Source organism: Photorhabdus sp. RM71S (assembly GCF_042879355.1).
Taxonomy (GTDB): domain Bacteria; phylum Pseudomonadota; class Gammaproteobacteria; order Enterobacterales; family Enterobacteriaceae; genus Photorhabdus; species Photorhabdus kayaii.
The window spans coordinates 35,370-61,789 of record NZ_JBHFKV010000017.1; the positions used below are offsets into that span (position 1 = coordinate 35,370).

The window sequence follows — 26,420 nt, forward strand, 5'->3', positions numbered from 1 at the left end:
TACGCTAAAAAAAAGTCACATGACCTTTTTCCAGAATTAAAAAACAATGTGCACAGAGATAGATAACCAATATGTGCCCTATTTCACAATGTACCGTCAATAAACAATTCGCAGAAATATGTGCTAAATAGCCCCAGTCACATAATTTGCTATGCTCCCGGGGATTCACTCCCTTGCCGTCGCGATGCATCTTGAAATCCATTGGGTATAACAGAGGCAGCATCATTTGCATAATTTCTGGAGCCGGCTCGAAAAAACTGACAAAAAACGCCTTAATTTGCCTTAAAAAGCGCTTCCTTGACATATTTTCCACATTTTCTCCATTTTTTAGCCTATCCTCACTGTCTAAACTAATAGCATGTGATTAAACCGATATTTCAGTCGGACATAATCAAGCAATACCTTGGCCTTGCGTTTGAGAGAATGTCGAAGAAATGAATCAAAATAATAAACACCGTACCCTCCTTTTCCGTGCAGCACTGGCCGCTATTGCCATTGCTGCCGCTATATTTTTCTGGTACCAACTTAAAACCCCTCAACAATCTAGCCCATCTGATCAATCCTCTGGTTTAAGACATTCCCCTTTACCCCCTGTACAGGTTGCCACAGCAAAAGAGCAGGCAGTCCCTCGCTTTCTGGCCGGGCTTGGCACCATTCAGGCCGCCAATACTGCCACGGTAACCAGCCGGGTTGAAGGTCAGCTTATCGCTTTGCACTTTCAGGAAGGACAACAAATTAAACAAGGGGATTTACTGGCAGAAATTGATCCACGCCCTTTTCAGGTTCAACTAGCACAAGCCAAAGGCCAGCTTGCTAAAGATGAAGCAATATTGGCGAATGCCCGTCAGGATCTCAATCGCTACCAAAAATTGGCAAACACTCACCTGATTTCCCAACAAGAAATGGATAATCAACGTGCACTTGTCCGCCAACACGAAGCCAGTCTGAAAGTTGATCAAGCAGCAATTGATAGCGCAAAACTTCAACTCACTTACAGCCGTATTACCGCTCCCATTTCCGGTAAAGTGGGCTTGAAGCAGATCGATGTAGGAAATTTTATTTCCAGTGGTAACAGCTCTCCTATCGTGGTTATTACCCAAACCGATCCAGTAGATGTGCTATTTTCACTCCCTGAAAACGATATCAATGCTGTTTTACAAGCTCAGAAAACGAATCATAACGTCGCTGTTAGTGCCTGGGATCGCAATAACCAGCAACAACTTGCCGAAGGAAAACTGTTGAGCATTGATAATCAAATTGATGCCGCTACCGGCACAATTAAGCTGAAAGCCCGTTTTTCCAATCAAGATAGCATCTTATTCCCAAATCAGTTTGTTAATGTCCGTATTAAAGTCGATACACTGGAAAACGCAGTGGTGATCCCAAATGCTGCCCTGCAAATGGGTAATGAAGGGAATTTTGTCTGGATGTTAGGTAAAGAGAATAAAGTCAGCAAACATCTGGTCACGGTCAAATTGCAGGATACAAAACGCGTTGTTATCAGTACCGGCTTAGCAGCAGGTGATAAAGTGGTCACTGATGGTATCGATCGCCTGACAGATGGCGCTAAGGTGGATATTGTCACACCGATGGCAAATATGCCTCAGCCACAAAAACACGATAAAACGGAGAATTCCTGATGCAGGTAAGCTCCCCAATCCCAGGAGGCGGACCATCACGCCTGTTCATCTTGCGACCTGTTGCCACCACGCTGTTTATGGCAGCAATCCTACTGGCAGGTATTATCGGCTATCGCATGTTGCCCGTGTCTGCATTACCAGAAGTGGACTATCCCACCATTCAGGTGGTCACACTCTACCCCGGTGCAAGCCCCGATGTGATGACTTCGGCAGTCACCGCACCACTGGAGCGCCAACTCGGACAGATGTCTGGCCTTAAACAGATGGCATCTCAAAGTTCCGGCGGGGCTTCCGTTATCACATTACAATTCCAGCTAACTTTGCCGTTAGATGTCGCCGAACAGGAAGTGCAGGCGGCTATCAATGCAGCCAGTAATTTATTGCCGAATGACCTGCCTTATCCCCCTATCTACAGCAAAGTTAATCCCGCTGATCCACCGATTCTAATGCTAGCAGTCACCTCCGATGCAATGCCGATGACACAGATTCAGGACATGATGGAAACCCGTATTGCACAGAAAATTTCACAGGTCAACGGTGTAGGATTAGTGACACTCGCCGGCGGCCAGCGACCAGCCGTCAGAGTGAAGCTAAACGCCCAAGCGATCGCTGCACAGGGATTGGATAGCGAAACGATCCGCACCGCTATCAACAATGCTAACGTTAACTCCGCCAAAGGTAGCCTTGATGGCCCGACTCGCTCTGTCACGCTTTCGGCCAACGATCAGATGAAGTCAGTAAATGATTACCGCAACTTGATCATTGCCTATAAAAACGGCTCACCGGTACGGTTACAAGATGTCGCAACCATTGAACAAGGCGCTGAAAACATCAAACTAGGTGCATGGTCAAATAACAAACAAGCCATTGTGATTAATGTTCAGCGCCAGCCAGGCGCCAATGTGATTGAAACTACAGATAACATTCGTCAGATGTTGCCGGAACTTATCAGCAGCTTGCCAAAGTTCGTCGATATGAAAATCCTGACCGACCGCACGACAACCATTCGTGCCTCAGTGAAAGATGTTCAGTTTGAGCTGTTACTGGCAATTGCACTGGTTGTTATGGTGATTTATCTGTTTTTACGTAACGGTATCGCAACACTTATCCCCAGTATCGCCGTTCCTCTTTCACTGATCGGTACATTCGCAGTGATGTATTTCTGCGGTTTCTCCGTCAATAATCTGACGCTAATGGCGCTCACCATTGCCACCGGTTTTGTCGTAGACGATGCCATTGTGGTCATTGAAAATATCTCCCGTTATATAGAACAAGGCGAGAAACCGATGACAGCAGCATTAAAAGGTGCGGGTGAAATCGGTTTTACCATTATCTCCCTGACTTTCTCTTTGATTGCGGTACTGATCCCGCTGCTTTTTATGGGCGATATCGTTGGCCGCCTGTTTCGTGAGTTTGCAATTACCTTGGCCGTGGCAATTCTGATTTCAGCTATTGTCTCACTGACATTAACCCCCATGATGTGCGCTCGAATATTGAAACCGGAATCACAGACAAAACACAATCGTTTTGAACAAGCCAGTGAACGCTTTTTTGAACAAATGATTGCCGGTTATGCTGTATGGCTAAAAAGAGCACTGAACCATCCGTGGATCACCTTTAGCATCGCCCTAAGCACATTGGTGCTAACTGCTCTGCTCTATCTGATGATTCCAAAAGGATTTTTTCCATCACAGGATAATGGGCTGATTCAGGGAACACTGGAAGCGCCGCAATCCATTTCCTTTGCTGCAATGGTGAATAAACAACAGCAGGTTTCATCCTTATTACTGCAAGACCCGGCAGTAGAAAATGTCACCACTTTTGTAGGCGTTGATGGCAGTAACCCAACATTGAATAACGGGCGACTGCAAATCACACTAAAACCACTCAATCAGCGTGATGACAGAATCGTTGACATTATTCCGCGTTTGCAGGAAAAAGTTGCCGCTATACCCGGCATAAAGCTCTATCTGCAACCGATGCAGGATTTGACAATTGACACTCAGGTTACCCGTACCCAATACCAATTCACTTTGCAGGCAACCTCTCTGGATGAACTGAGTATCTGGGTGCCAAAATTGCTGGCTGAACTAAAGCAGAGAGCAGAGCTAGTTGATATCAGCAGTGACTGGCAAGATCAGGGGCTGATCGCCTACGTTAAAGTAGACCGAGACATTGCCAGCCGATTGGGCATCTCAATGGCCGCTATAGATAACGCACTCTATAACGCGTTCGGCCAACGGCTAATTTCAACCATTTATACGCAGGCTAATCAGTATCGGATCATCTTGGAACATGATGTGACATCGACTCCAGGGCTGGCAGCATTTGATAACATCCGCCTTAACGGAACTGACGGCCATGTCGTACCTCTCAGAACTATTGCAACTATTGAACAAAGATTTGGCCCACTGGCAATCAATCATCTGGCTCAATTTCCCTCAGCAACATTTTCTTTCAACGTTGCCGAGGATGCTTCTCTCGAACAGGCGGTCAATGCTGTTCGTGATGCCGCACAATTGATCAAAATGCCCAAAGACATTTCCACACAATTCCAGGGAACAACGCTGGCATTTGAAAGCGCACTGGGCAATACATTGTGGCTAATCGCGGCGGCCATTATCGCCATGTATATCGTGCTAGGCATACTGTATGAAAGCTTCATCCATCCGGTGACAATCCTCTCCACATTACCGACAGCAGGAGTGGGTGCACTATTAGCGCTGATGATGGCAGGTCATGAACTGGATGTCATTGCGATCATCGGCATTATCTTGTTGATAGGTATTGTGAAGAAAAACGCCATCATGATGATCGATTTTGCGCTGTCAGCGGAGCGTGAACAGGGATTATCGCCTTACGAAGCCATTTATCAAGCGTGCTTATTGCGCTTCCGTCCGATTCTGATGACCACAATGGCCGCATTACTTGGAGCACTCCCCTTGATGCTTAGCACCGGTGTAGGCGCTGAATTACGTCGTCCTCTGGGTATCTGTATGGTAGGTGGATTGATTATGAGCCAGATCCTGACACTGTTTACTACGCCAGTGATCTATTTACTGTTTGACCGTCTGGCCCACTATCGCCGCAATCGCCAGCTCTCAGTTTCAAACACCTCATCTATTGATCATCAGGAGCCGCGGTGAAATTTTTTGCCTTATTTATCCAACGCCCTGTTGCCACCACGCTATTGAGTTTAGCCATAACCCTATGTGGGGTATTGGGATTTACCCTGTTGCCGGTTTCTCCTTTACCACAAGTGGATTTTCCGGTGATCTCCGTTTACGCCTCATTACCGGGCGCCTCGCCGGAAACAATGGCCTCATCGGTTGCGACTCCGCTGGAGCACGCCTTAGGACGAATTGCCGGAGTCAATGAAATGACATCCAGTAGCTCCCTTGGCAATACCAATATCACGCTTGAATTTGATCTCAATCGTGATATTAACAGTGCAGCACGGGATGTACAGGCAGCGCTGAATGCCGCTCAAAGTCTGTTGCCTTCCGGTATGCCGAGCAGGCCGCATTATTACAAAGTCAACCCGTCTGATGCCCCAATCATGATCCTCACATTGACTTCCGATACCTATAATCAGGGGCAGCTTTATGATTTTGCGTCTACACAACTGGCTCAGAAAATCGCCCAAGTTGAAGGTGTCAGTGAAGTCTCTGTTGGCGGAAGTTCATTACCCGCAGTCAGAGTTGAATTGAATCCTGGCGCCCTGTTTCATCAGGGGGTTTCGCTGGATGCGGTACGCAAAGCTATCAGCAATGCCAATGTTCGCCGCCCACAAGGATATGTGGATTCCGATCAGCAACACTGGCAAATTCAAACGAATGATGAGTTAAAAACAGCCGAAAACTATCGCCCGATCATCGTTCACTACAACAACAATTCACCAGTGCGATTGCAGGATGTAGCAAATGTAAAAGATTCTGTTCAGAATGTCAGAGCAGCCGGAATGTCTGGCGGTAAACCGGCTATTTTGTTGATTATTCGCCGTGAGGCTGGCGCGAATATTATCGCCACAGTAAACCGTATCCGTGAACAATTACCTGCATTACGTGAATCTATTCCTGCCAGTATTCAACTTAAAGTTGCTCAAGACCGCACACCAACTATTCGTGCTTCAATAGTGGAAGTAGAACGAGCATTGGTGATTGCTATCGGGCTGGTCATTCTGGTGGTATTCCTGTTCTTGCGTTCTGGTCGCGCAACATTGATCCCTGCCATTGCGGTACCTGTTTCACTCATTGGCACATTTACCGCTATGTATCTGTGCGGTTTCAGTTTGAACAATCTTTCCTTAATGGCGCTAACGGTTGCCACAGGATTTGTGGTAGATGATGCGATTGTGGTACTGGAGAATATTTCCCGCCACCTTGAAGCAGGCATAAAACCTATGCAAGCGGCCCTACAGGGTGTCCGGGAAGTGGGTTTTACGGTCCTCTCGATGAGTATTTCGCTGGTAGCAGTCTTTATCCCCCTTCTGCTCATGGATGGATTGGTTGGTCGGCTGTTCCGTGAATTTGCCATTACCCTAACCACATCAATCAGCATCTCACTATTAGTTTCTCTAACACTAACGCCAATGATGTGCGCTCATTTACTAAAATCTCAGCGCCCCAAAGCACAGAAGAAAATACGAGGATTCGGTAAAGTTCTACTGAAAATTCAGCAAATTTACGGACGCTCCCTGATGTGGGTTCTTAATCATAGCCGTTGGGTATTGTTAATTTTGGCTGGCATCATTGCCCTAAATGTTTGGCTCTATATCAATATCCCTAAAACTTTCTTCCCAGAGCAGGATACCGGTCGGTTGCTAGGGTTTGTTCGGGCAGATCAAAGTATCTCTTTCCAATCTATGCGTGAAAAAATGAAAAATTTCATGCAGACAATCAATGCAGATCCTACGGTAGACAGCGTTATCGGTTTTACCGGTGGTGGACGGGTAAATAATGGCTTTATGTTTATCTCTCTGAAACCATTGAAAGAGCGTTCAGAAAGCGCTGAACAGGTTATTTCACGCCTGAGAATTAAACTTGCTAATGAGCCGGGAGCAAATCTATTTCTCATTCCGGTACAGGATATCAGGGCTGGCGGCCGCCAGGCTAATGCCAGCTATCAATTCACATTGCTGGCAGATGATTTGAATGATCTTCGCAAATGGGAGCCTGTTATACGTAAAGCATTAGGGCAATTGCCACAACTGGTCGACGTGAATTCAGATAAGGAGGATAAAGGAGCTGAAATGGCAATAATCTATGACCGCGATACCATGTCTCGTCTGGGCATTAATGTCAGTGAAGCCAATAATTTGCTAAATAATGCTTTTGGTCAGCGACAAATATCCACTATTTATCAACCACTTAATCAGTACAAGGTGGTGATGGAAGTTGCACCAGAATATACACAGGATGTCAGCGCACTGGAAAAAATGTTTGTGATTAACAATCAAGGAAAAGCCATTCCGCTCTCCTATTTTGCTCACTGGCAACCGGCTAACGCGCCACTCAGTGTAAATCATCAGGGGCTTTCTGCTGCTTCAACCATTGCTTTCAATATATCCGAAGGCTATACCCTCTCTGATGCTATCAATGCGATTGAAAGAACCATAACCGAACTTGGCGTACCTTCAACGGTTCGTGGCACTTTTGCAGGCACCGCCCAGATTTTCCAGGAAACCCTGAAATCACAATTATTCTTGATTCTGGCTGCCATTATTACCGTCTATCTGGTGCTAGGGATCCTGTATGAAAGTTATATCCATCCATTGACTATTCTCTCTACCCTGCCTTCCGCCGGTATTGGTGCCCTGCTGGCATTGGAACTGTTTGACACACCATTCAGCCTGATAGCATTAATAGGCATCATGTTATTGATTGGTATCGTGAAAAAGAACGCCATTATTATGGTGGACTTTGCTATTGAAGCTCAACGTAACGATAATATTCACGCCCGTGATGCGATATTCCAAGCCAGCCTGTTACGTTTCCGTCCGATTCTGATGACCACACTGGCCGCCTTGTTTGGTGCCCTGCCACTGGTTTTGAGTAGTGGCGACGGTACGGAATTACGCCAACCCTTAGGAATAACCATTGTGGGTGGTTTGGTTATGAGCCAGCTTTTAACACTGTATACCACACCGGTTGTCTATCTCTGTTTTGATCGACTAAGGGAAAAATGGCAACAACGGCGTACCACCAGGCAAATTATGGAGCAATCATGAAACTTAGCATCAGTGGTAAACTGTTTATGGCCATTTTCGCCACTTGCATGCTAGTACTCATCACCATGCACTGGGGCGTAAGAAGCAGCTTCCAGTATGGTTTTATTGGTTATATAAAACAAAATATCCAGTTACGTACTGCCATGTTAGCCGAAGCACTGGCCGAACAATATCAACAATATGGCAGCTGGAAATTCTTAAAAAGGAATGACCGGGTAATTTTTCAAATCATCCGCTCCATTGAACAAACCAGTGAAAGCCATCAAGGTCCACCACCTCGCGGTTGGCGAACTCAATTTTGGGTGGTGGATAGTGACATGAAACCGCTGGTCGGTCACGAAGGTAAAATCCCGTCAGAGACTTATCGCAAACCGATCATCTATCATCATCAAGTCGTTGGCTGGGTCATTGTTAGCACATCAGATAAAATTACCCGTCAAGCGGATATCAGTTTTGATCGCCAACAACAACTGACAAGCTGGATAATTGCCGGTTTATCTACCTTGCTAGCAATGATAGCCACGCTATTATTATCCCGCGGTATGTTAAAACCCGTTAAACGTTTGGTTGAAGGGACGCATAAACTGGCAGCCGGTGATTTCAGTGCCCGAGTCACACCATCAAGTAAAGATGAAATTGGTCAGCTTGCCCACAATTTTAACCAGCTCGCCAGTACCCTGGAAAAAAACGAGCAGATGCGTCGCGATTATATGGCGGATATTTCTCATGAACTGCGCACTCCCCTTTCTATATTGCGTGGTGAATTAGAAGCGTTACAGGATGGTGTTCACAAACCAACGCCAGAAACACTCAATTCGTTATTGGCTGAAATTACCACATTGACCAAACTGGTTGATGATCTACACCAGCTATCTCTATCCGATCGCGGGGCGCTGGCATACCGGAAAGAATTTATCAACATCAGTGAGTTAATTCAGGTTGCTATCGCATCTTATCATGGACGTTTCCTTGATAAACAAATCCAAGTGGATGTTAAACTTCCTGAAATTATTATGGTGTTTGCTGACCCAAGCAGATTGACTCAGCTATTTCATAATTTACTGGAAAATAGTCTTCGCTATACCGCTGATAATGGAAAATTGATCATTAAAGGTTGTTCTGACGATAACCACTTCATTCTGAGTTGGGAGGACAGCAAGCCCGGCTTGTCACCAGAGCAATGCCAACAGGTTTTTGAACGATTCTACCGCAGTGAATCCTCACGAAACCGTGCCAGTGGTGGATCAGGACTTGGGTTAGCCATTTGCAATAACATCGTTGAAGCACATAACGGTACGATCCATGCCGAACCCTCACCTTTAGGCGGCCTGAGAATTATCGTAGAATTGCCGCTAACTGAATCCCTCGACGACGAAACGTTATGAGTACAAAATTTGGGCATTATACTGTTTTGATTGTTGAAGATGAGCCAAAGCTTGGGCAATTGCTGGTTGATTACTTGCGGGCGGCTGATTACGAAACCCAATGGCTACTGCGAGGTGATGAAGCGGTCTCCCATGTACAGCAACACAATCCAGATATTATTTTGCTGGATTTAATGCTTCCAGGTTGTGATGGCATCTCTATTTGTCGGGAAATTCGCCGCTTCTCTGACGTACCGATTATTATGGTCACCGCCAAGACGGAAGAAATTGACCGTTTACTTGGATTGGAAATCGGGGCAGATGATTATATTTGTAAACCTTACAGCCCGCGTGAAATTGTCGCGCGAGTTAAAACAATTCTTCGTCGCTGTTACCGACCACAAGATATTGTCAAGCAAAGCGATCTACAAATTGACGAAGCCTGTTTTCAAGCGCGTTACCGCGATAAAATATTGGATTTGACCCCAGTTGAATTCCGGTTATTAAAAACGATGGCAAGTCGCCCTGGGCAAGTATTTTCCCGCGATAAGCTATTGAATAATCTATATGACGATCACCGAATCGTGACAGACCGTACCATTGATAGCCACATTAAAAATTTACGCCGTAAACTGGAACAATTGGATAACAGTAAAACATTCATTCGTTCTATTTATGGACTTGGTTACCGATGGGAAGCGGATATATGCCGTTTGTTATAACTGTCACACTTTAACTGAATTAAATTTCTTTCAACCTTTCACCGGTCAGAAATTCAGCTATATTAAAAATACTTACCTTTAATTGGAGGAATTTCTTATGGCTGTAGGTCATTATGATCTTAAGAGAACAAAAAACAAGCAGTATTACTTCAATTTAAAAGCATCGAACGGTGAAGTTATCCTTACCAGTGAAATGTATACTACCAAGGCAGCAGCGAATAAAGGAATTCGTTCTGTCCAAGCAAATTCACCGGCAGAAAAAAACTTCGAAATCAGAGAAAACAAATCTGGCAAGTCCTATTTCGTGCTGAAAGCGAGAAACTACCAAGTTATCGGCATCAGCGAGTCTTACGATAACGAAGTGGCAGTCAAAAAAGGCATTCAATCTGCAATTAAACATGGCTCTAGCGTCAATGTTCGAGATCTGACAAAGTCAGAATAATATTTTTTCATGATAAACCGCACCTTATCAGTTGAAAACTATCGTCAATTGATAAGGCGCTCTTCATCGATCAACAGAACAGAACGTTTCGTGCTAATAAATTTGTATCCCCAACAAATTAAGCGTTAGAATCCCCGGCCTTATCCTTACTTTTTATAGTGAAAATTCATCTCAACTCAAACCGAGAATTTTTTAACCATGTTTACTCCAGAATTACTTTCCCCTGCCGGTTCACTGAAAAATATGCGCTATGCTTTTGCCTATGGCGCAGATGCCGTATATGCTGGTCAACCACGTTACAGCCTGCGTGTTCGCAATAATGAATTTAATCACGAAAATCTGGCATTCGGCATTAAAGAAGCTCATGAACTTGGTAAGCGTTTTTACGTTGTGGTCAATATTGCTCCTCACAATGCCAAATTGAAAACTTTTATCCGTGATCTAAAGCCTGTCATTGATATGGGACCTGATGCCCTCATTATGTCTGATCCCGGACTGATTATGATGGTTCGTGAAGCTTTTCCTGAAATGGAAATTCATCTTTCCGTTCAAGCTAACGCGGTTAACTGGGCAACAGTAAAATTCTGGCAACAAATGGGACTAACACGGGTCATTCTTTCCCGTGAACTTTCACTGGATGAAATTAACGAGATTCGCCAGCAGGTTCCCGATATGGAACTGGAAGTTTTCGTACATGGCGCGTTGTGTATGGCTTATTCCGGTCGTTGCCTATTATCCGGCTATATTAATAAACGAGATCCCAATCAGGGAACCTGCACTAATGCCTGCCGTTGGGAATATCATGTCCAAGAAGGCAAAGAAGATGATATCGGTAATATTGTGCATATGCATGAACCGATACCGACAAAAAGTATCGAACCAACATTGGGAAAAGGCACTCCAACAGATAAAGTATTTACGTTCGAAGAAGCAAAACGCCCTGGTGAATATATGTCAGCTTTCGAAGATGAACATGGTACTTACATCATGAATTCCAAAGACTTACGTGCAGTTGAACATGTTGAGCGATTAACTAAAATGGGCGTCCACTCTCTGAAAATCGAAGGACGAACAAAATCCTTCTATTACTGCGCTCGCACAGCACAAGTTTACCGCCGAGCCATTGATGATGCCGTTGCAGGGAAACCTTTTGATCCAACGCTGCTAACAACGTTAGAAGGACTTGCTCATCGCGGCTATACCGAAGGATTTTTGCGCCGTCATACCCATGATGCCTATCAGACTTATGAATACGGTTACTCGATATCCGATACCCAACAATTTGTTGGTGAATTTACAGGTGAGCGAGTCAACGGATTGGCTGAAGTTGCTGTCAAGAATAAATTCATGATCGGAGACCGTCTCGAATTAATGACACCATCAGGCAATATCCAGTTTACACTGGAAGCAATGCAGGATAAAAAAGGCCAACCAATGGAAGTTGCGCCTGGGGATGGGTATATTGCCTATTTACCAATTCCTAAACAAATTGATATTAATTACGCCTTATTAATACGTAATCTAAATGGTATTAATTCTCAATATCCTCAAACGAACCGAGACTCAGACAAATAATCATCAATATCCCCTCTTCACGATGATATATTTCTTTTTTTAGAAACAGATCACATCAATACTATTTTATTTACCGTAGTATTGTTGGTGAAAAATAAAAAATTAAAAAAGTTTTACAGTAAGACTAGGAACCACCTCCTTGGCCGGCTCAATCTCCCTTGAGCTGGCCTTTTCTTTTTCGCTCCGGGAAATAAAATCAACAAGTTACAGAATTCATTCACACGATTAATTAAATAGATAAATTTAACTATTAAATCAATGAATGTTTATATTCATGTGTTTCTGATACCCTGAATATTAATAAGAAAATATTTCTACTTATTGAAATATCACACTATCTAAAGAAATGTAATTAAAATTTTCCACTGTTTAATAATTCAGGAAACCCATCATATTTAGACCAAATATTATACAATTTGATAGAATTAATCAGGTAAAGATTATGAAAACAGATAATTACAATTTACTTATTGTTAAAACTATTAGTTCAACATTTATCTGACTATATCGACTTAATAACCCAAAAAAACGGCTTTTGTTTCATATACCCACAATATAAATAAGGGTAAAATAGCCAAATCACCCCAAAGCTGATAAACGACAGCGCAGTACCTGTTACCCCCTCATAGAAATGAAGTTTAATCCCGCAATAGGAGCTGCTTAGTAAACCAAAAGACAATAGAAACGCATTTTTACACCGGATCAGCGTGAAAAATATCATCTAACAATAACATCAAGAAAAATCAGCTTAGCAAATAACAGTAATAAACAGTCAACTTTCATCTATCAAACTCAGCTTACATCAACAGGTCCAATGACTTTATAAAAAATCGTTTGCAAACAAGTTACTAAAGAGAAAACGTAATAATAAATTACTTTTGGTAAATGGAAGAAAACCAAAATATCACCATTCGCAATAGAAACATGAGAAATTTTTCGTCCGTGAAAAAATCAAACTATATTGATGTATTTCTCAATCAGCTAATTGATTGATGAATACAATCAAAACTAAAAATTTAGTATAATTATTATTTTGTATTATTATCACTTTTACGAAAGAATAAATAACTATATTGACTGTTGCTTACAGGATTATATAAATTTAAAAATATTGACGTCAAAAATGGCTATTTACCATATAATGGCGCAACATAGTTATAAATAAATTGACAAAATAAAAAATTATTCACATAAATAATTAAAATCAATAAAATTTATATCTAATAGCGTTCAAAAAATATGAATACTCAGCCTTATATACCCCATGGATTTCAAGATGCATCGCGACGGCAAGGGAGTGAATCCCCGGGAGCATAGATAACTATGTGACCGGGGTGAGTGAGTGCAACCAACAAAGAGGCAACTTGAAAGATAACGGGTATAAAACTTATTTAAACGATATAAAAACATATTAAATCTTTACAAAAAACTCATATAATAAAATAATCAGTTTAACGATAGAAAGAGAAAGCTATAAATAACACTCTTATTTATCGGTTAATTAAGTTATAGAAATAATATTATAATTCAATATTAATCAATAGGTTATTTATTACAAATAATAACCGTTACTTATATGAATTTAAAGTAATTCAGACAATCTGATCATAATTGAAAGAAAAATATCCATATATATACCCTATGGATTTCAAGATGCATCGCGACGGCAAGGGAGTGAATCCCCGGGAGCATAGATAACTATGTGACTGGGGTGAGCGAGTGCAGCCAACAAAGAGGCAACTTGAAAGATAACGGGTATATACCCTATGGATTTCAAGATGCATCACGACGGCAAGGGAGTGAATCCCCGGGAGCATAGCTAACTATTTCACACCCATATCAATCATCTAAAGAATGGTTATGTCACTCTTACACTAAATAGCCACTTTCCTGGTAATAAAATTCTCTTTAAAATCCTACCTGAAGCGATCCACTACCACTTCCCTCCCAATATAACTTGTTATCCTAAAAAGGATAAATGACAATCGATAGCATCTTTTCATAACTGGAGTAAGACATGACTGATATCGCTAAGTTGTTAGGCAAAGATGCGGACAGTTTATTGCAACATCGTTGCAATACCATTCCGAGTGAAAATCTTTATCTGCCAGGCGCCGACTTTGTTGATCGCGTAATGATCGACAATAACCGACCCAATACGGTTCTGCGCTCCATGCAAACATTGTTAAATCATGGTCGCCTTGCAGGTACGGGTTATTTGTCTATTTTGCCGGTGGATCAAGGTGTAGAACATTCTGCTGCCGCTTCTTTTGCAGCAAACCCGCTCTATTTCGATCCAAAAAATATCGTTGAACTGGCTATTGAAGCCGGCTGTAACTGTGTTGCCTCTACTTATGGCGTGTTATCCGCTGTTTCTCGTCGTTATGCTCATAAGATCCCATTTCTGGTTAAACTGAACCACAATGAAACACTGAGCTATCCCGCTCAATATGATCAAACTTTATATGCTAGTGTTGAACAAGCATTCGAGATGGGTGCTGTTGCCGTTGGAGCAACAATTTACTTTGGCTCTATCGAATCACGGCGTCAAATTGAGGAAATTTCAGCCGCCTTTAAACGGGCGCATGAATTGGGCATGGTAACGGTATTGTGGGCCTACCTACGTAATTCTGCCTTCAAAAAAGAGGGGGTAGATTATCACTCCAGTGCAGACCTCACAGGCCAGGCTAACCATTTAGCAGCCACTATCGGTGCCGATATCGTTAAACAAAAAATGGCCGAAAATAACAGCGGCTATACGGCGATTGGCTTTGGTCATACCGATAAACGTGTTTACACTAATTTGACTACCGATCATCCTATCGATCTGGTCCGTTATCAGATAGCTAACTGCTACATGGGTCGCGCCGGTATGATTAACTCAGGTGGTGCATCCGGTAATAATGATTTAAGTGACTCCGTTCGTACTGCCGTCATTAATAAACGCGCAGGCGGCATGGGGTTAATCCTCGGCCGTAAAGCTTTCAAAAAATCCATGAAAGAGGGTATTGAGCTGATTAATGCGGTTCAAGATGTCTATCTGGATAAGCAAGTGACTATCGCGTAAATAAAGCTTGTCGCCGGTGATAATGAATATACCCGTTATCTTTCAAGTTGCCTCTTTGTTGGCTGCACTCGCTCACCCCGGTCACATAGTTATCTATGCTCCCGGGAATTCGCTCCCTTGCCGTCGCGATGCATCTTGAAATCCATAGGGTATAGATAGTAAGTCGCTACCAACGTTGAGTTATCCTGTTCTCACAGCATAATCACCTAATTCATTATCACTTTCTCACCAAATCCCGAAAACACCAATCAGCTACTCTCACCACCACTGATGAAAATGGTGCACAGGCCCGATTCCTTTTCCTACATCTAACGAGTCCGCCTGTTCTAACGCCGCCTGGAGGTATGCTTTGGCAACAGGCAGTGTTGTCTGCCAATTCGAATAACGCGGACGCAAAGCAGCCAGTGCAGCGGAGAGCGTACATCCTGTTCCATGAGTATGACGAGTATTGATTCTGGGCGCAGTAAAACGCCATTCTCCCTCAACAGTAAATAGCCAATCAGGGCTTTCATGTTCTGTAAGGTGCCCGCCTTTCAGTAAAACGGCTTCGCATCCTAGCGATAATAGTTCACGCCCTTGTTTTTGCATGTCCATTTCGGTTTTTGCTACAGAGCATTTCAATATCGCTGCGGCTTCCGGCAAATTTGGGGTAATCAACGAAACCTTCGGTAATAATCGTCCAACAACCTCGGAAACCGCTTCCGGCGCCAACAACGGATCGCCACTTTTCGCAATCATTACCGTATCCAATACAACATAAGGAACGGCATAACGGCTTATTGTGTCGGCAACGACGGCAACATTGGCCGCATTGGATAACATGCCTATCTTAGCGCTATCAATTCTGATATCTGACAACACAGATTCAAGCTGTGCCGCAACAAAAGTAGGATCGATATCATAAACAGATTGCACACCACAGGTGTTTTGCGCAACAAGCGCGGTCATTACTGTTGTGCCATAAGCACCAAGTGCGGAGAAAGTTTTTAAGTCGGCTTGAATGCCAGCACCGCCACTAGGATCAGTACCGGCAATTGTCAGTGAATTGATTCTCATCATAGGTACCCCTTCCAACCAGCAAAAGGAAAGCAAGTATATCCGTTATCTTTCAAGTTGCCTCTTTGTTGGCGGCACTCGCTCACCCCGGTCACATAGTTACCTATGCTCCCGGGGATTCACTCCCTTGCCGCGCGATGCATCTTGAAATCCATAGGGTATATCAGGAAAAGACACCTCGACTTCCCTACGCTGGCATTATCCAGATCAGGTATTACGGGTTCATCTCAGCTCTGTGAAGAGCACCCCGAGTCAAAACAAAAACACCCTATCAGATAACTAACAGGGTGATATCGGTATATCATTGTTGCCAATAAAAAATCAAACAGACAACAAATTTACTTCGTCAATCCAAAATGATTGACAAAAAGAAGTTATGCTGTAGTAACGTTTGCCGCAGAAGGACCTTTCTGACCGTCCTGAATTTCAAACTCAACTTTTTGACCTTCGGCCAGAGTCTTGAAACCCTCGCTCTGAATAGCGCTAAAATGTACAAACACATCTTTGCTACCATCAGCCGGAGTAATAAAACCAAAACCTTTAGATTCGTTGAACCACTTTACAGTACCAGTGATTTTTGCCATTTTAAGAATTTCCTTCGGATCACTTAATTCTAATTCGCCGTTCGGCGCAACATAAAAACTAGAGCAAGTTGCTGCTATTAACAGAGCTGTATAACAGAACCATACCTCGTTTACCCGAACGATTTATCACATATTCTTAATATGATGGCAAGCCATTTTTTATCAGCTATGGAGCTAACGCACATATTTAAAATTCTTAACAACAATTATTGTTTAACATAGCTGCAAAAATTTGAAAAACCAAGGTTATCCTAATTAGCTTACAGTTTATCCACTCAACAAAACCCCAGATAACATAAATAATCCTAATTTATTTTGCCTGTCTTATTATTAGATTTTTTATATCTATAGTACGGTCATAGAGACCAATCTCTACTGTTTGAGTGAAAGAAAAAATCAACACATTCCCAATATTAGTTAACTAAAATATTAGTATTAAATATACCCAGTTAATACCTATTACATCTTAATATTAATTTTTTGTTTAACTTTTATTGAAAATAGCAAGAGTAGAATTCCTGAATTTAGACGTTTGTCATATTTTACGTGATACAAAGGATCTTCCCAATTTATGTTGTCGGGAAATTGGAGCAATAAATAATGAAATTTGATTTAACCGCAGCCTGTACCCTATCAGCCACTCTTTTAGTCTCATCAGGGACAGTGTTTGCAACAACGGCAGATACTGCTAACAAATCATTAGCAACCACTGAATCTCACACTCCGATCAGTTATGGCAACAATTCGAGCAGTTTATGGGAAAAATTCAACAATAATGTCGCTCTCACCTGGGATGCACCCAACAATGAACTTTATCTGCCGGTAATCACTTGGCATAACAGACATACCTACGATAAAGAGAAAACCGATAAATATAATGAGCGGCCCTGGGGTTTCGGCTATGGTAAATATCGTTACGACGAAGACAACGATTGGCATTCCCTTTATGCAATGGCTTTTATGGATTCTCATAACCGTTTGGAACCCATCGTTGGCTATGGATTTCAGAAGATGTGGATACCCGGTGATTTAGATGGTTTCCGAATGGGAATTGGTTTCACTCTGAGCGTTACAGCTCGTCATGATTATTATTATGTCCCTATTCCACTCCCATTACCGTTATTCTCCATAGAATATGATCGGTTATCGTTTCAAGGAACGTATATTCCCGGCACATATAACAACGGTAATGTACTCTTCGCCTGGTTACGTTGGCAGTGGTAACCGGATAAAAAATACCAGGCTGCGTGACATCAGCCTGGTATTTTTATAGTGATAATCCAAGTATACCCGTTATCTTTCAAGTTGCCTCTTTGTTGGCTGCACTCCCTTGCCGTCGCGATGCATCTTGAAATCCATAGGGTATAGATATTATCCCTGATCCTCTGTTTTCATTTTATTACGGCGAGAATGGGACATTAAAAACCCGATCCATAACACCCCCACCCAGAATGGCATCAAGATAACTGAAATACGGATGCTATCCATCATCAAAATAATGACAAGTATAAAAGCAAGGAAAACCAGACACAGATAATTACCAAATGGATACCAAAACGCCTTAAATGACGGCTCTATCCCCTGTTTAACTTTTTCTGCCCGGAATTTTAAATGCGCCATACAGATCATGACCCAATTAATCACCAACGTTGTTACCACTAACGCCATTAATAACTCAAATGCTTTGCCCGGCATCACATAATTAATCAATACGCCAATGGATGTTGCCAAAGCAGACATGACAATGGCTCTGATAGGAACACCACTTTCATTAACTTTTGTCAACATTCCAGGAGCATTGCCTTGTTTTGCTAAACCATACAGCATCCGACTGTTGCAATACACACCGCTGTTATAAACGGACAATGCGGCTGTTAGGACAACAATATTCAGAATGTTAGCCACCCAGAAACTATCCAGGTTATGAAAAATCATAACAAATGGGCTTTCACCTTCAACGACATTGCCCCACGGATAAAGCGACAATAACACAGTCAGAGAACCAATATAGAAAATCAATATTCTGTATACCACCTGATTGGTGGCCTTAGGAATGCTGATACGTGGATTTTCCGCTTCTGCTGCGGTAATACCCACCAGTTCCAATCCACCAAAAGAGAACATGATTACAGCCATTGCCATAATAAGGCTGAAGATCCCATTAGGCATAAAGCCACCATGCTGCCAAAGGTTAGTAATGCTGGCCTGAGGCCCGCCATTTCCGCTGACTAACAGGTAAGAACCAAAAACAATCATACAGATAATTGCGGTCACTTTAATGATGGAAAACCAAAATTCTGTTTCACCATATAACCGGACATTAATTAAATTTACCGTATTGATTAAAACAAAGAAGACGGTTGCAGAAACCCAGGTTGGAATATCAGGCCACCAATAGTGGATGTACATTCCCACAGCCGTTAATTCAGCCATTCCGACCAGAGTAAACATCGCCCAATAATTCCAGCCTGATAAAAACCCGGGAAAATCGCCCCAATATTTATACGCAAAATGACTAAACGACCCCGCTACTGGCTCCTCGACTACCATCTCTCCTAGCTGACGCATAATCAGAAATGCAATAAAGCCTGCGATAGCGTATCCTAAAATTACGGAGGGACCTGCCATTTTTATAGTTTGTGCAATACCGAGAAACAACCCAGTCCCGACAGACCCCCCCAAAGCAATAAGTTGAATATGCCGGTTTTTTAAACCGCGTTTAAGTGTTGACCGCTGCGATTGTCCTGCCATCTTGTCCTCTTGATACAACTTCTATCTTGTTATTAGTGGGAAAACAACCGCTTCCCCTTATCTGCTTTATTCAAAGCAAACAAAACACTAGCTTTAAAGGGTGGATATCGAAGATATATGTTAGCACAGATATATGATGGGAAAATGGCTGATGAGTATCAGCAACTAATCAGAAAGGCAGATATCGAGTCACAGAACAAATACCTGAATCAAACTGTTCCCCCTGATCACAATAGCTATCCAAAGCTAACAGGTACAAGAACAGACATATTCCAAGTAATACTAAGATTGCAATGGTTTTTTTTATGTCCAATTCTATTTCCTTCAAGTTCGGTCAGAACGCAATACGTTAAGAATAAAGTTGAAAAATGATATTCTACAACAATGAAACAAGAAAAATATTCATCCTGTGCTTTCATTGTGAAAAAATCGAACCGGCAACAGTATGCATGCTAACAATGTAATCAGAACGCATTTAAACAAATACTAACCATGTGGATTCTATTCATTATAACAAAAAAATCAATTGTCACATTCAGTTACAATTTAAATCGTTATGTCAAGGCTTTGTCATCTTTAGAAAAAGTTGTGTATACTTCCTTTCACTTTCAACCAGAACAAAATTGTTAATGCCACAGGATAATCACTTAGCACTTGTATGTGCTCTCAGCAAATGGATTGAGAATCACCTTGGCCGGGTAATCCATCTGGAAGAACTGGCAACTTACTCCGGTTACTCGCTTTGGCACATGCAGAAAATATTCAAGGAAGTCACCGGAATTTCTCTTGGTAAATATATCCGCCAGCGACGCCTGGCCGGCGCTGTTCATCTTTTAAGAAACAGCGCTTTGCCTATTTTTGATATCGCCTTAGATTTCGGCTTTGGCTCTCAGTCTCATTTCACTTATATGTTCCGCAAAGAGTATGGCATAACTCCCTATGATTTCCGGCAGAATCCAGAGATTGAGCTCGAAGTTAAATTACCTCTTCATTTCACGACTAACTGTTCGTGACACGGTAACCAGAGAACCTTAAATGCCCCCTCAAATATTTAGGAAGAAACAACGATGGCGTTGCCACAAAGGACGCCATCTCACACTCATCCTTGATACCTTCACTTAACAGGTATCATCTGGCTTTAGTCGCTAACCAACAGATAATTGATCCTATGGTAACCATTAGCACCCCTTGCCAGAATGAAAAAGAGAGTGCGGTGCTAAGAAGCAATGATGAAAAAGCCGTCGATATAATCGGCGTGAAATAAGATAGTGTAGCCAATAATGCAACATGTCCTCTGATGATCGCAAAGGTCCAGGCGGCATTCGCCACCCCCATAACCGCGCCAGCAAACAATAATATGCTGACACTACGCAGACTTATCGCCATTTCAGGAGGTGATGTGAAGAAATATTGCACCCATAATGCGAAAGCCGTCAGGATAAAAAACAACGACATGCCATTCTTACCTGCCGCCATTATTTTTGTAATGTTACAATACACCGCCCAAATAATTGCCCCCGCAAAAGCCAAACCATAACTTAATGGATTGCTCTGGATATTTCCTACCATCTGTCTGAGTGACCAGCCATTATCACCACTCATCACCCAACCGATCCCCAGAATAGACAATAATAAACCAGGATATAACCACCAGTTCACATTCTGCTTATTAATAATCACGGCAAGTAAAACAGTAAAACCTGGCCACAGGTAGTTAACCATACCCAATTCAATTGCTTGAGCACGATTATTGGCAAAACCTAATGCAAGCGATAAACAGATTTCATAACTGACAAACAATAGACTCCCAAGCCACAAATAGATTCTGGGAAAGGCGCTAATTTTTGGGAAGCCGATTAGCAGAATCAGAAAAATCGATCCAACTGTATAAATCAGCGCTGCGCCACCTACAGGCCCAAAATCTTCACTCACACTTCTTATCAACCCAACGATTGTACTCCACAATACAATCGCCAATATTCCGTACAGGGTCGCTTTGTGTTGTTCTATCCTTGCTTTCACATCTATCCCCATATTTATTCTTATTCTAGTTCTCTGTCATACTGAATCAAATAAATCAGTACCAGAATGATAGTGATAAAAAAATGGAAAGCACTAGATACACCATTCCACTGTTTAGACATCCACATCCCAAACCATTCACCACCAATTGACATAAATGCCACCTGCCAAGTCAAGAATCCCAAGGTCAGACCCGCTATTGCAACAGCTTTCTTTTTATTAAAAATGGCAGCATTAGATTTTAAATTCGCCAGTAAATAGATACCGCCAATCCAACATAACACTGCCATTAAACTTTCTAAAGAAATAATCATAATATAGCCAATGTGATGTAGCACTGGTGAATGAATTGCACGATAGGTAATAGTCGTATCTGGGAAAATGGTATCCATCATAAATACGTGCTGTACAAATGCGAAATTAGTCGCATAGTCTGTGATATTGCCAAAAGCCGCTAATGTCGCAAACAAAGCTATTGCAAAAATCATCAAAGTCTTAGATAAGCGAATAATCATTTGTCAAGTCCTCAAAGAATGGTTTTAGCGCCGAAAAGATCATAAAGAACACAAACTATACCCTATGGATTTCAAGGTGCATCGCGACAGCAAGGGAGCGAATCCCCGGGAGCATAGATAACTATGTGACCGGAGTGACCGGGATAAGTGAGTGCAGCCAACAAAGAGGCAACTTGAAAGATAACGGCTATATCATATAATCTAACAATCATCACCCTATTTCCACATATTTAATCATAGAATTACGTTTAAAATATTTTCATCTAAAATCTGACTGATATTTTTCTGTTCATACTATCATTATATCAGTTATTATCTGATCCATTATTATTTACCTGACTATTATTTATGAACGATTCTCTAGCTGGTTCAATAAAAAGCTATTTCAGCCAAAAATTGAGTAGAAAAGATTATATTATTAGTTTTATTAAAATAGCGATTATTTTCGGAATATTAATCTTTCTCTCTGGTTACCTAGCAGAAAACAATTATGCCACCCACATGAAATATGAGTTATCAGTGTGGTTGTATATGATCTCTATTGGCCTATGGGCAATGTGCTCCTTCGCTACGGTTTACTATTTAATCATAAAAACAGCTTACAGATTCAATGACGTGGGGTTATATGGCTGGCTAATCTCTATTTTTATTTACCTGTGCAGTGTGTTACCAAACTATTTTCCCGACAAAATAATAATGTATTCACCCTTTATCAGCCTAATTGGGATTATTCTTGCATTTATTCTGCCAGGAGGAAAAAATCATAATAAAGAGTAATATTTTCTCCATATCGCAAAAATTTCATTTAATCTGACTATTACTTAAAATAGTAATAGTCATTATAAAATAAAGCGACGATTATTTATATACATTGGATATTTTATTACTTAGCCATCACCTTACTTCTATTGCTATTTCTCACCACAATCTACTATACCCGTTATCTTTCAAGTTGCCTCTTTGTTGGCTGCACTCGCTCATCCCGGTAACATCTCCCGGGGATTCACTCCTTTGCCGTCGCGATGCATCTTGAAATCCATTGGGTATATATCGAAAGCAATCGTGCGTTAAAATAGCAACAGTTGGAAAGATATGATCAACAACTGCCGAGGTAAGGCTGTTACTACAGTTAAAACAAAGTGAAGAAAAGTTCGAAGAATAGATCATGAAAATTTATAGAGTTTATGAGAAAAACCATGCCATAAAAGTCACTCCAATAAAGTTCTTTCTATGGCACGATCTCACAAGATAGTGAAAACTATTTTTTATATTTCTCAACCAGAGCCAGAGCTATTGATTCAGTTTGTGCATCAGGATTACCACTGATGTCATCTGGCCTGAAATGCATCTGGAATGCACTGATGGTCTTACGGGTATCTTCATCAAGCACACCCGTTTGTGGAATGGTGTAGCCATATTTAGCCAATGTCTTCTGGATTAACTCAACAGAAGCACCATCATGCCATTTTCTGCCAGCCATATATTTTTCAACGGTTGCATCTTCAGGCCATGCACCAATACCTTGCTCTGCCAAATTCTTCCAAGGGAAAAGTTTGCCTGGATCATACTTTCTCAAAGGTGCAATATCACTGTGACCAACGACATTAATAGGTTCAATGCCATAGCGTTGAATAATATCTTTCGCCAAACGCGTTAATAGATCGATCTGTTGCTCATTAAACGGATACCACTCTTTCTCAAGTAGCATTTCCGTAAATCCTTTATTAACAATTTCAATGCCAATCGAAGTGTCATTCAAGTCTTTCCGACCATTCCATCCACTAACACCAGCATGCCATGCCCTCTTATCTTCAGGAACCAGTTGTAGAATAACAGGCTTTCCTCTCACATAATTCGGTAACGATGGGATCAAATAATGAGCACTAACACCACCCTGAGTGAGTATACGTAAAGAATCTTTATCATCAACAGCGGTATAATGGAACACCAAAAACCTTACTCTGTCATTTTGACCTTGCGAAGGAAAAGAGCTATCAACTTTATAAGCGCCCCGATCTTCCAGGTTGGAACACCCCGCCAATAGCATAAATAAGCCAACCAATATGATCTTCTTCATCATTTCCCTGTCCCACCTATTAATTGAAAGCAATATAATAACACAAAGAAATCAAATGAATACAAAATAAAATTTATGTTTTACATGATTTTTTCATAAAACTATCGGTTATGTTCTTGACATAAAGCACAAATGAAGATGCCTTATTCCCATAACTTAGATGGAAATAAGGCAAAAATAACAAATGAAACGTGAAAGGCTATTAGCCGCTATGTTGTTAAATAGTACTAACTATACCCGTCATCTTTCAAGTTGCCTCTTTGTTGGCTGCACTCGCTCACCCCGGTCACATAGTTACCTATGCTCCCGGGGATTCTCTCCCTTGCCGTCGCGATCCATCTTGAAATCCATAGGGTATATACTTTGTTCTAGCATTTCACTTGTGACCAGCCGCTTGGTTCGATTTAGCAAGATTTGCCGTTTCTTCCCAAATACCGACTTCGACCTTTTTCTGAATTTCAGGATACTGATTAATATCAAATGTCGGTAACTTACCGACACGTCTCTGTTGGTTGTAATCTTTTGCGAGTTTAAATGCGACGCCAGAAAGCAACAAGATAGCGGTCAGATTGGTAATTGCCATCAATGCCATAGACAAATCAGCCATTTTCCAAACTAAAGGCAATTCAGCCAACGCACCAAACATTACCATACCCAACGCCGCCAGACGTAAGATCATCAAGCCCGCAGTATGATTACGTTCAAGGAATACGATATTGCTTTCAGCATAAGCATAATTCGCAATGATTGATGTGAATGCGAAAAAGAAGATAGCCAGTGCAATAAATTCAGATCCCCAATCACCGACAGCGGAAGACAATGCCCGCTGAGTCAATTCTATTCCACTTATTCCTGAAATATTGCCATCAAGCACACCCGATGACAGGATGATAACAGCAGTAGCGCTACAGATAACCAGAGTATCCATAAAAACACCTAGCATTTGCACATAACCCTGAGATGCTGGATGAGGAGGATATGGAGAAGCAGAAGCAGCAGCATTGGGTGCTGACCCCATCCCGGCTTCATTTGAAAACAACCCGCGTTGAACACCTTGTGTCATCGCCTGAGCAACACCATAACCAACGCTTCCTGCAACTGCTTCCTGCAAACCGAATGCGCTTTTGAAAATCAATGCAAACACTTCCGGCATTCGTTCAAAGTTATGCCCGACGACCCAGAACGCCAAAATCAGATAAGCTATCGCCATAAAAGGGACAACTAATTCTGCAACCCGAGCAATAGAGCGCAAGCCACCAAAAATAATGGCCCCGCTAAGAATCACCAAACCGATGCCGACATACAAAGGATCAAAATTAAATGCAAAAGCAGCAGCCTGAACAATGGAATTTGCCTGAACAGCATTAAATACCAGACCAAAAGCAATAATAAGAAATATGGAGAACATAACGCCCATCCAGCGTACTCCAAGCCCCTTTTCCATATAGTAGGCCGGACCACCGCGGTAATTCCCCTTATCGTCTTTTGTCTTGTACAGCTGGGCAAGTGTACTCTCAATAAAAGAGGTTGCCATTCCAATCAGAGCAACCATCCACATCCAAAAAATGGCACCAGGCCCACCAGCCGTTAAGGCGATTGCCACACCAGTAAGGTTACCGGTACCAACCCGTGCAGCTAAGCTGGTACACAGAGCCTGGAATGATGAAATACCCGCACTGTCAGATTTTTTACTGTTTTTCAATACTGAAAACATGTGCCCAAAATGACGAATCTGTATAAAACCTGTGCGTATAGTGAAGTAAATACCAGCCCCAAGAAGAAGATAAATCAATACGGAGCCCCAAAGGATACTGTTAAAAAAGCTAATTAGTTCCGTCAAGATATTTTTCCCCTTAAATTAGTAAACCCAGTCTGACCATAAAATCGTATCCGGCAGAATTCATTGCGCTTAATATGCCTTTATAATTAACAAGTAACACAATGCTGTATAAAAAAACACAGAGATACTGGTCAGAAAAACGCTATGAATGTAACACAAGTTTGAAATTAATGTGTAATGTTTACTGACCTTTTTACATTATCCATCAGATTAAATGAATGTTTGGTGTACTGTTTTTGACTGATAGTTAATAGATATGTCATTCAATCGACTATTGCCCGTCAGTCACTTCATACACTTTTGGCTATGCCTCCTATCAGTGATTCACAACAACTGCATATATGAAACCCGTTACTCTAGCCCTCACACAAGTAAAAGAAGTTCTACCAATGAACCGCTTGTTAATTAAATCAACAACCCATTAATATCAAGAAAAAAAATTCAAAAATAAGATATTGTGATTAATTTTGTGAGCAGATTATCAGCTTTAACAAAAAAAACCTCATTAATTTAGAAAATTTCGCATAGTGACATTT

General features: G+C 41.8%; 19 protein-coding genes and 1 riboswitch. Of the genes, 11 read left to right on the forward strand and 8 right to left on the reverse strand.

The window, feature by feature from the left end:
- The first annotated feature begins 434 nt into the window (after positions 1–434).
- From ACGF5R_RS11145 to fbaB, 8 genes are all read left to right on the forward strand, one after another.
- Positions 435–1,640: an MdtA/MuxA family multidrug efflux RND transporter periplasmic adaptor subunit gene (locus tag ACGF5R_RS11145; RefSeq protein WP_112877739.1), complete on the forward strand. Its 1,206-nt coding sequence runs from the start codon at positions 435–437 to the stop codon at positions 1,638–1,640.
- Positions 1,640–4,786, forward strand: a complete 3,147-nt coding sequence (locus ACGF5R_RS11150) for an MdtB/MuxB family multidrug efflux RND transporter permease subunit (RefSeq protein WP_387690877.1) — start codon at positions 1,640–1,642, stop codon at positions 4,784–4,786. Before ACGF5R_RS11145 ends, ACGF5R_RS11150 begins: the two co-directional genes overlap by 1 nt.
- Positions 4,783–7,869, forward strand: coding sequence for a multidrug efflux RND transporter permease subunit MdtC (gene mdtC / locus ACGF5R_RS11155; protein WP_262979920.1), 3,087 nt, complete (start codon positions 4,783–4,785; stop codon positions 7,867–7,869). Before ACGF5R_RS11150 ends, mdtC begins: the two co-directional genes overlap by 4 nt.
- Entirely contained in the window at positions 7,866–9,254 is a 1,389-nt protein-coding gene (gene baeS, locus ACGF5R_RS11160) for a two-component system sensor histidine kinase BaeS (protein ID WP_387690878.1), read from the forward strand. The genes mdtC and baeS overlap by 4 nt, the downstream gene beginning before the upstream one ends.
- Entirely contained in the window at positions 9,251–9,955 is a 705-nt protein-coding gene (gene baeR / locus ACGF5R_RS11165) for a two-component system response regulator BaeR (RefSeq protein WP_262979919.1), read from the forward strand. Before baeS ends, baeR begins: the two co-directional genes overlap by 4 nt.
- Before the next feature lie 97 nt (positions 9,956–10,052).
- A complete protein-coding gene (locus ACGF5R_RS11170; RefSeq protein WP_011146999.1) occupies positions 10,053–10,397 on the forward strand; it encodes a YegP family protein in 345 nt (114 codons plus the stop codon).
- Between the two features lie 198 nt (positions 10,398–10,595).
- A complete protein-coding gene (gene yegQ, locus ACGF5R_RS11175) occupies positions 10,596–11,972 on the forward strand; it encodes a tRNA 5-hydroxyuridine modification protein YegQ (RefSeq protein ID WP_387690881.1) in 1,377 nt (458 codons plus the stop codon).
- Positions 11,973–13,989: 2,017 nt separating this feature from the next.
- A complete protein-coding gene (gene fbaB, locus ACGF5R_RS11180; protein WP_112877745.1) occupies positions 13,990–15,039 on the forward strand; it encodes a class I fructose-bisphosphate aldolase in 1,050 nt (349 codons plus the stop codon).
- 258 nt (positions 15,040–15,297) lie between these two features.
- On the opposite strand, the gene thiD is transcribed toward fbaB, so the two are convergent.
- Positions 15,298–16,098, reverse strand: a complete 801-nt coding sequence (gene thiD, locus ACGF5R_RS11185; RefSeq protein ID WP_387690883.1) for a bifunctional hydroxymethylpyrimidine kinase/phosphomethylpyrimidine kinase — start codon at positions 16,096–16,098, stop codon at positions 15,298–15,300.
- Positions 16,099–16,262: 164 nt separating this feature from the next.
- Positions 16,263–16,355, reverse strand: a riboswitch (TPP riboswitch).
- Between the two features lie 114 nt (positions 16,356–16,469).
- A complete protein-coding gene (gene cspE / locus ACGF5R_RS11190; protein WP_036781809.1) occupies positions 16,470–16,679 on the reverse strand; it encodes a transcription antiterminator/RNA stability regulator CspE in 210 nt (69 codons plus the stop codon).
- A 600-nt stretch (positions 16,680–17,279) separates the two neighbouring features.
- Between cspE and pagP the strand changes: the two genes are divergently transcribed.
- Positions 17,280–17,903, forward strand: coding sequence for a lipid IV(A) palmitoyltransferase PagP (gene pagP / locus ACGF5R_RS11195; protein WP_112877746.1), 624 nt, complete (start codon positions 17,280–17,282; stop codon positions 17,901–17,903).
- Between the two features lie 147 nt (positions 17,904–18,050).
- Here pagP and ACGF5R_RS11200 read toward each other — a convergent pair whose 3' ends face one another.
- Both ACGF5R_RS11200 and ACGF5R_RS11205 read right to left on the reverse strand, forming a co-directional pair.
- The gene (locus ACGF5R_RS11200; RefSeq protein ID WP_112877747.1) at positions 18,051–19,430 is read right to left on the reverse strand and encodes an amino acid permease; all 1,380 of its coding nucleotides are present in this window, start codon (positions 19,428–19,430) and stop codon (positions 18,051–18,053) included.
- A gap of 169 nt (positions 19,431–19,599) precedes the next feature.
- A complete protein-coding gene (locus tag ACGF5R_RS11205) occupies positions 19,600–19,758 on the reverse strand; it encodes a PhoP/PhoQ regulator MgrB (protein ID WP_316250583.1) in 159 nt (52 codons plus the stop codon).
- 301 nt (positions 19,759–20,059) lie between these two features.
- Between ACGF5R_RS11205 and ACGF5R_RS11210 the strand changes: the two genes are divergently transcribed.
- On the forward strand, positions 20,060–20,443 hold the full coding sequence (locus ACGF5R_RS11210; RefSeq protein ID WP_112877749.1) for a helix-turn-helix domain-containing protein: 384 nt from the start codon (positions 20,060–20,062) through the stop codon (positions 20,441–20,443).
- Between the two features lie 115 nt (positions 20,444–20,558).
- On the opposite strand, the gene yddG is transcribed toward ACGF5R_RS11210, so the two are convergent.
- Together yddG and ACGF5R_RS11220 are read right to left on the reverse strand one after the other, a co-directional pair.
- Positions 20,559–21,464, reverse strand: coding sequence for an aromatic amino acid DMT transporter YddG (gene yddG, locus ACGF5R_RS11215; RefSeq protein WP_387690885.1), 906 nt, complete (start codon positions 21,462–21,464; stop codon positions 20,559–20,561).
- An 8-nt stretch (positions 21,465–21,472) separates the two neighbouring features.
- The gene (locus ACGF5R_RS11220) at positions 21,473–21,967 is read right to left on the reverse strand and encodes a DUF2165 family protein (RefSeq protein WP_112877751.1); all 495 of its coding nucleotides are present in this window, start codon (positions 21,965–21,967) and stop codon (positions 21,473–21,475) included.
- A gap of 348 nt (positions 21,968–22,315) precedes the next feature.
- On the opposite strand from ACGF5R_RS11220, the gene ACGF5R_RS11225 reads away from it, so the two are divergent.
- Complete coding sequence (locus ACGF5R_RS11225; protein WP_112877752.1) at positions 22,316–22,744, forward strand: DUF805 domain-containing protein; 429 nt, start codon at positions 22,316–22,318, stop codon at positions 22,742–22,744.
- Positions 22,745–23,225: 481 nt separating this feature from the next.
- On the opposite strand, the gene ACGF5R_RS11230 is transcribed toward ACGF5R_RS11225, so the two are convergent.
- Together ACGF5R_RS11230 and ACGF5R_RS11235 are read right to left on the reverse strand one after the other, a co-directional pair.
- The gene (locus ACGF5R_RS11230) at positions 23,226–24,044 is read right to left on the reverse strand and encodes an N-acetylmuramoyl-L-alanine amidase (protein WP_112877768.1); all 819 of its coding nucleotides are present in this window, start codon (positions 24,042–24,044) and stop codon (positions 23,226–23,228) included.
- A 376-nt stretch (positions 24,045–24,420) separates the two neighbouring features.
- Positions 24,421–25,884, reverse strand: coding sequence for an alanine/glycine:cation symporter family protein (locus ACGF5R_RS11235; protein WP_387690887.1), 1,464 nt, complete (start codon positions 25,882–25,884; stop codon positions 24,421–24,423).
- Positions 25,885–26,420: the final 536 nt, after the last annotated feature.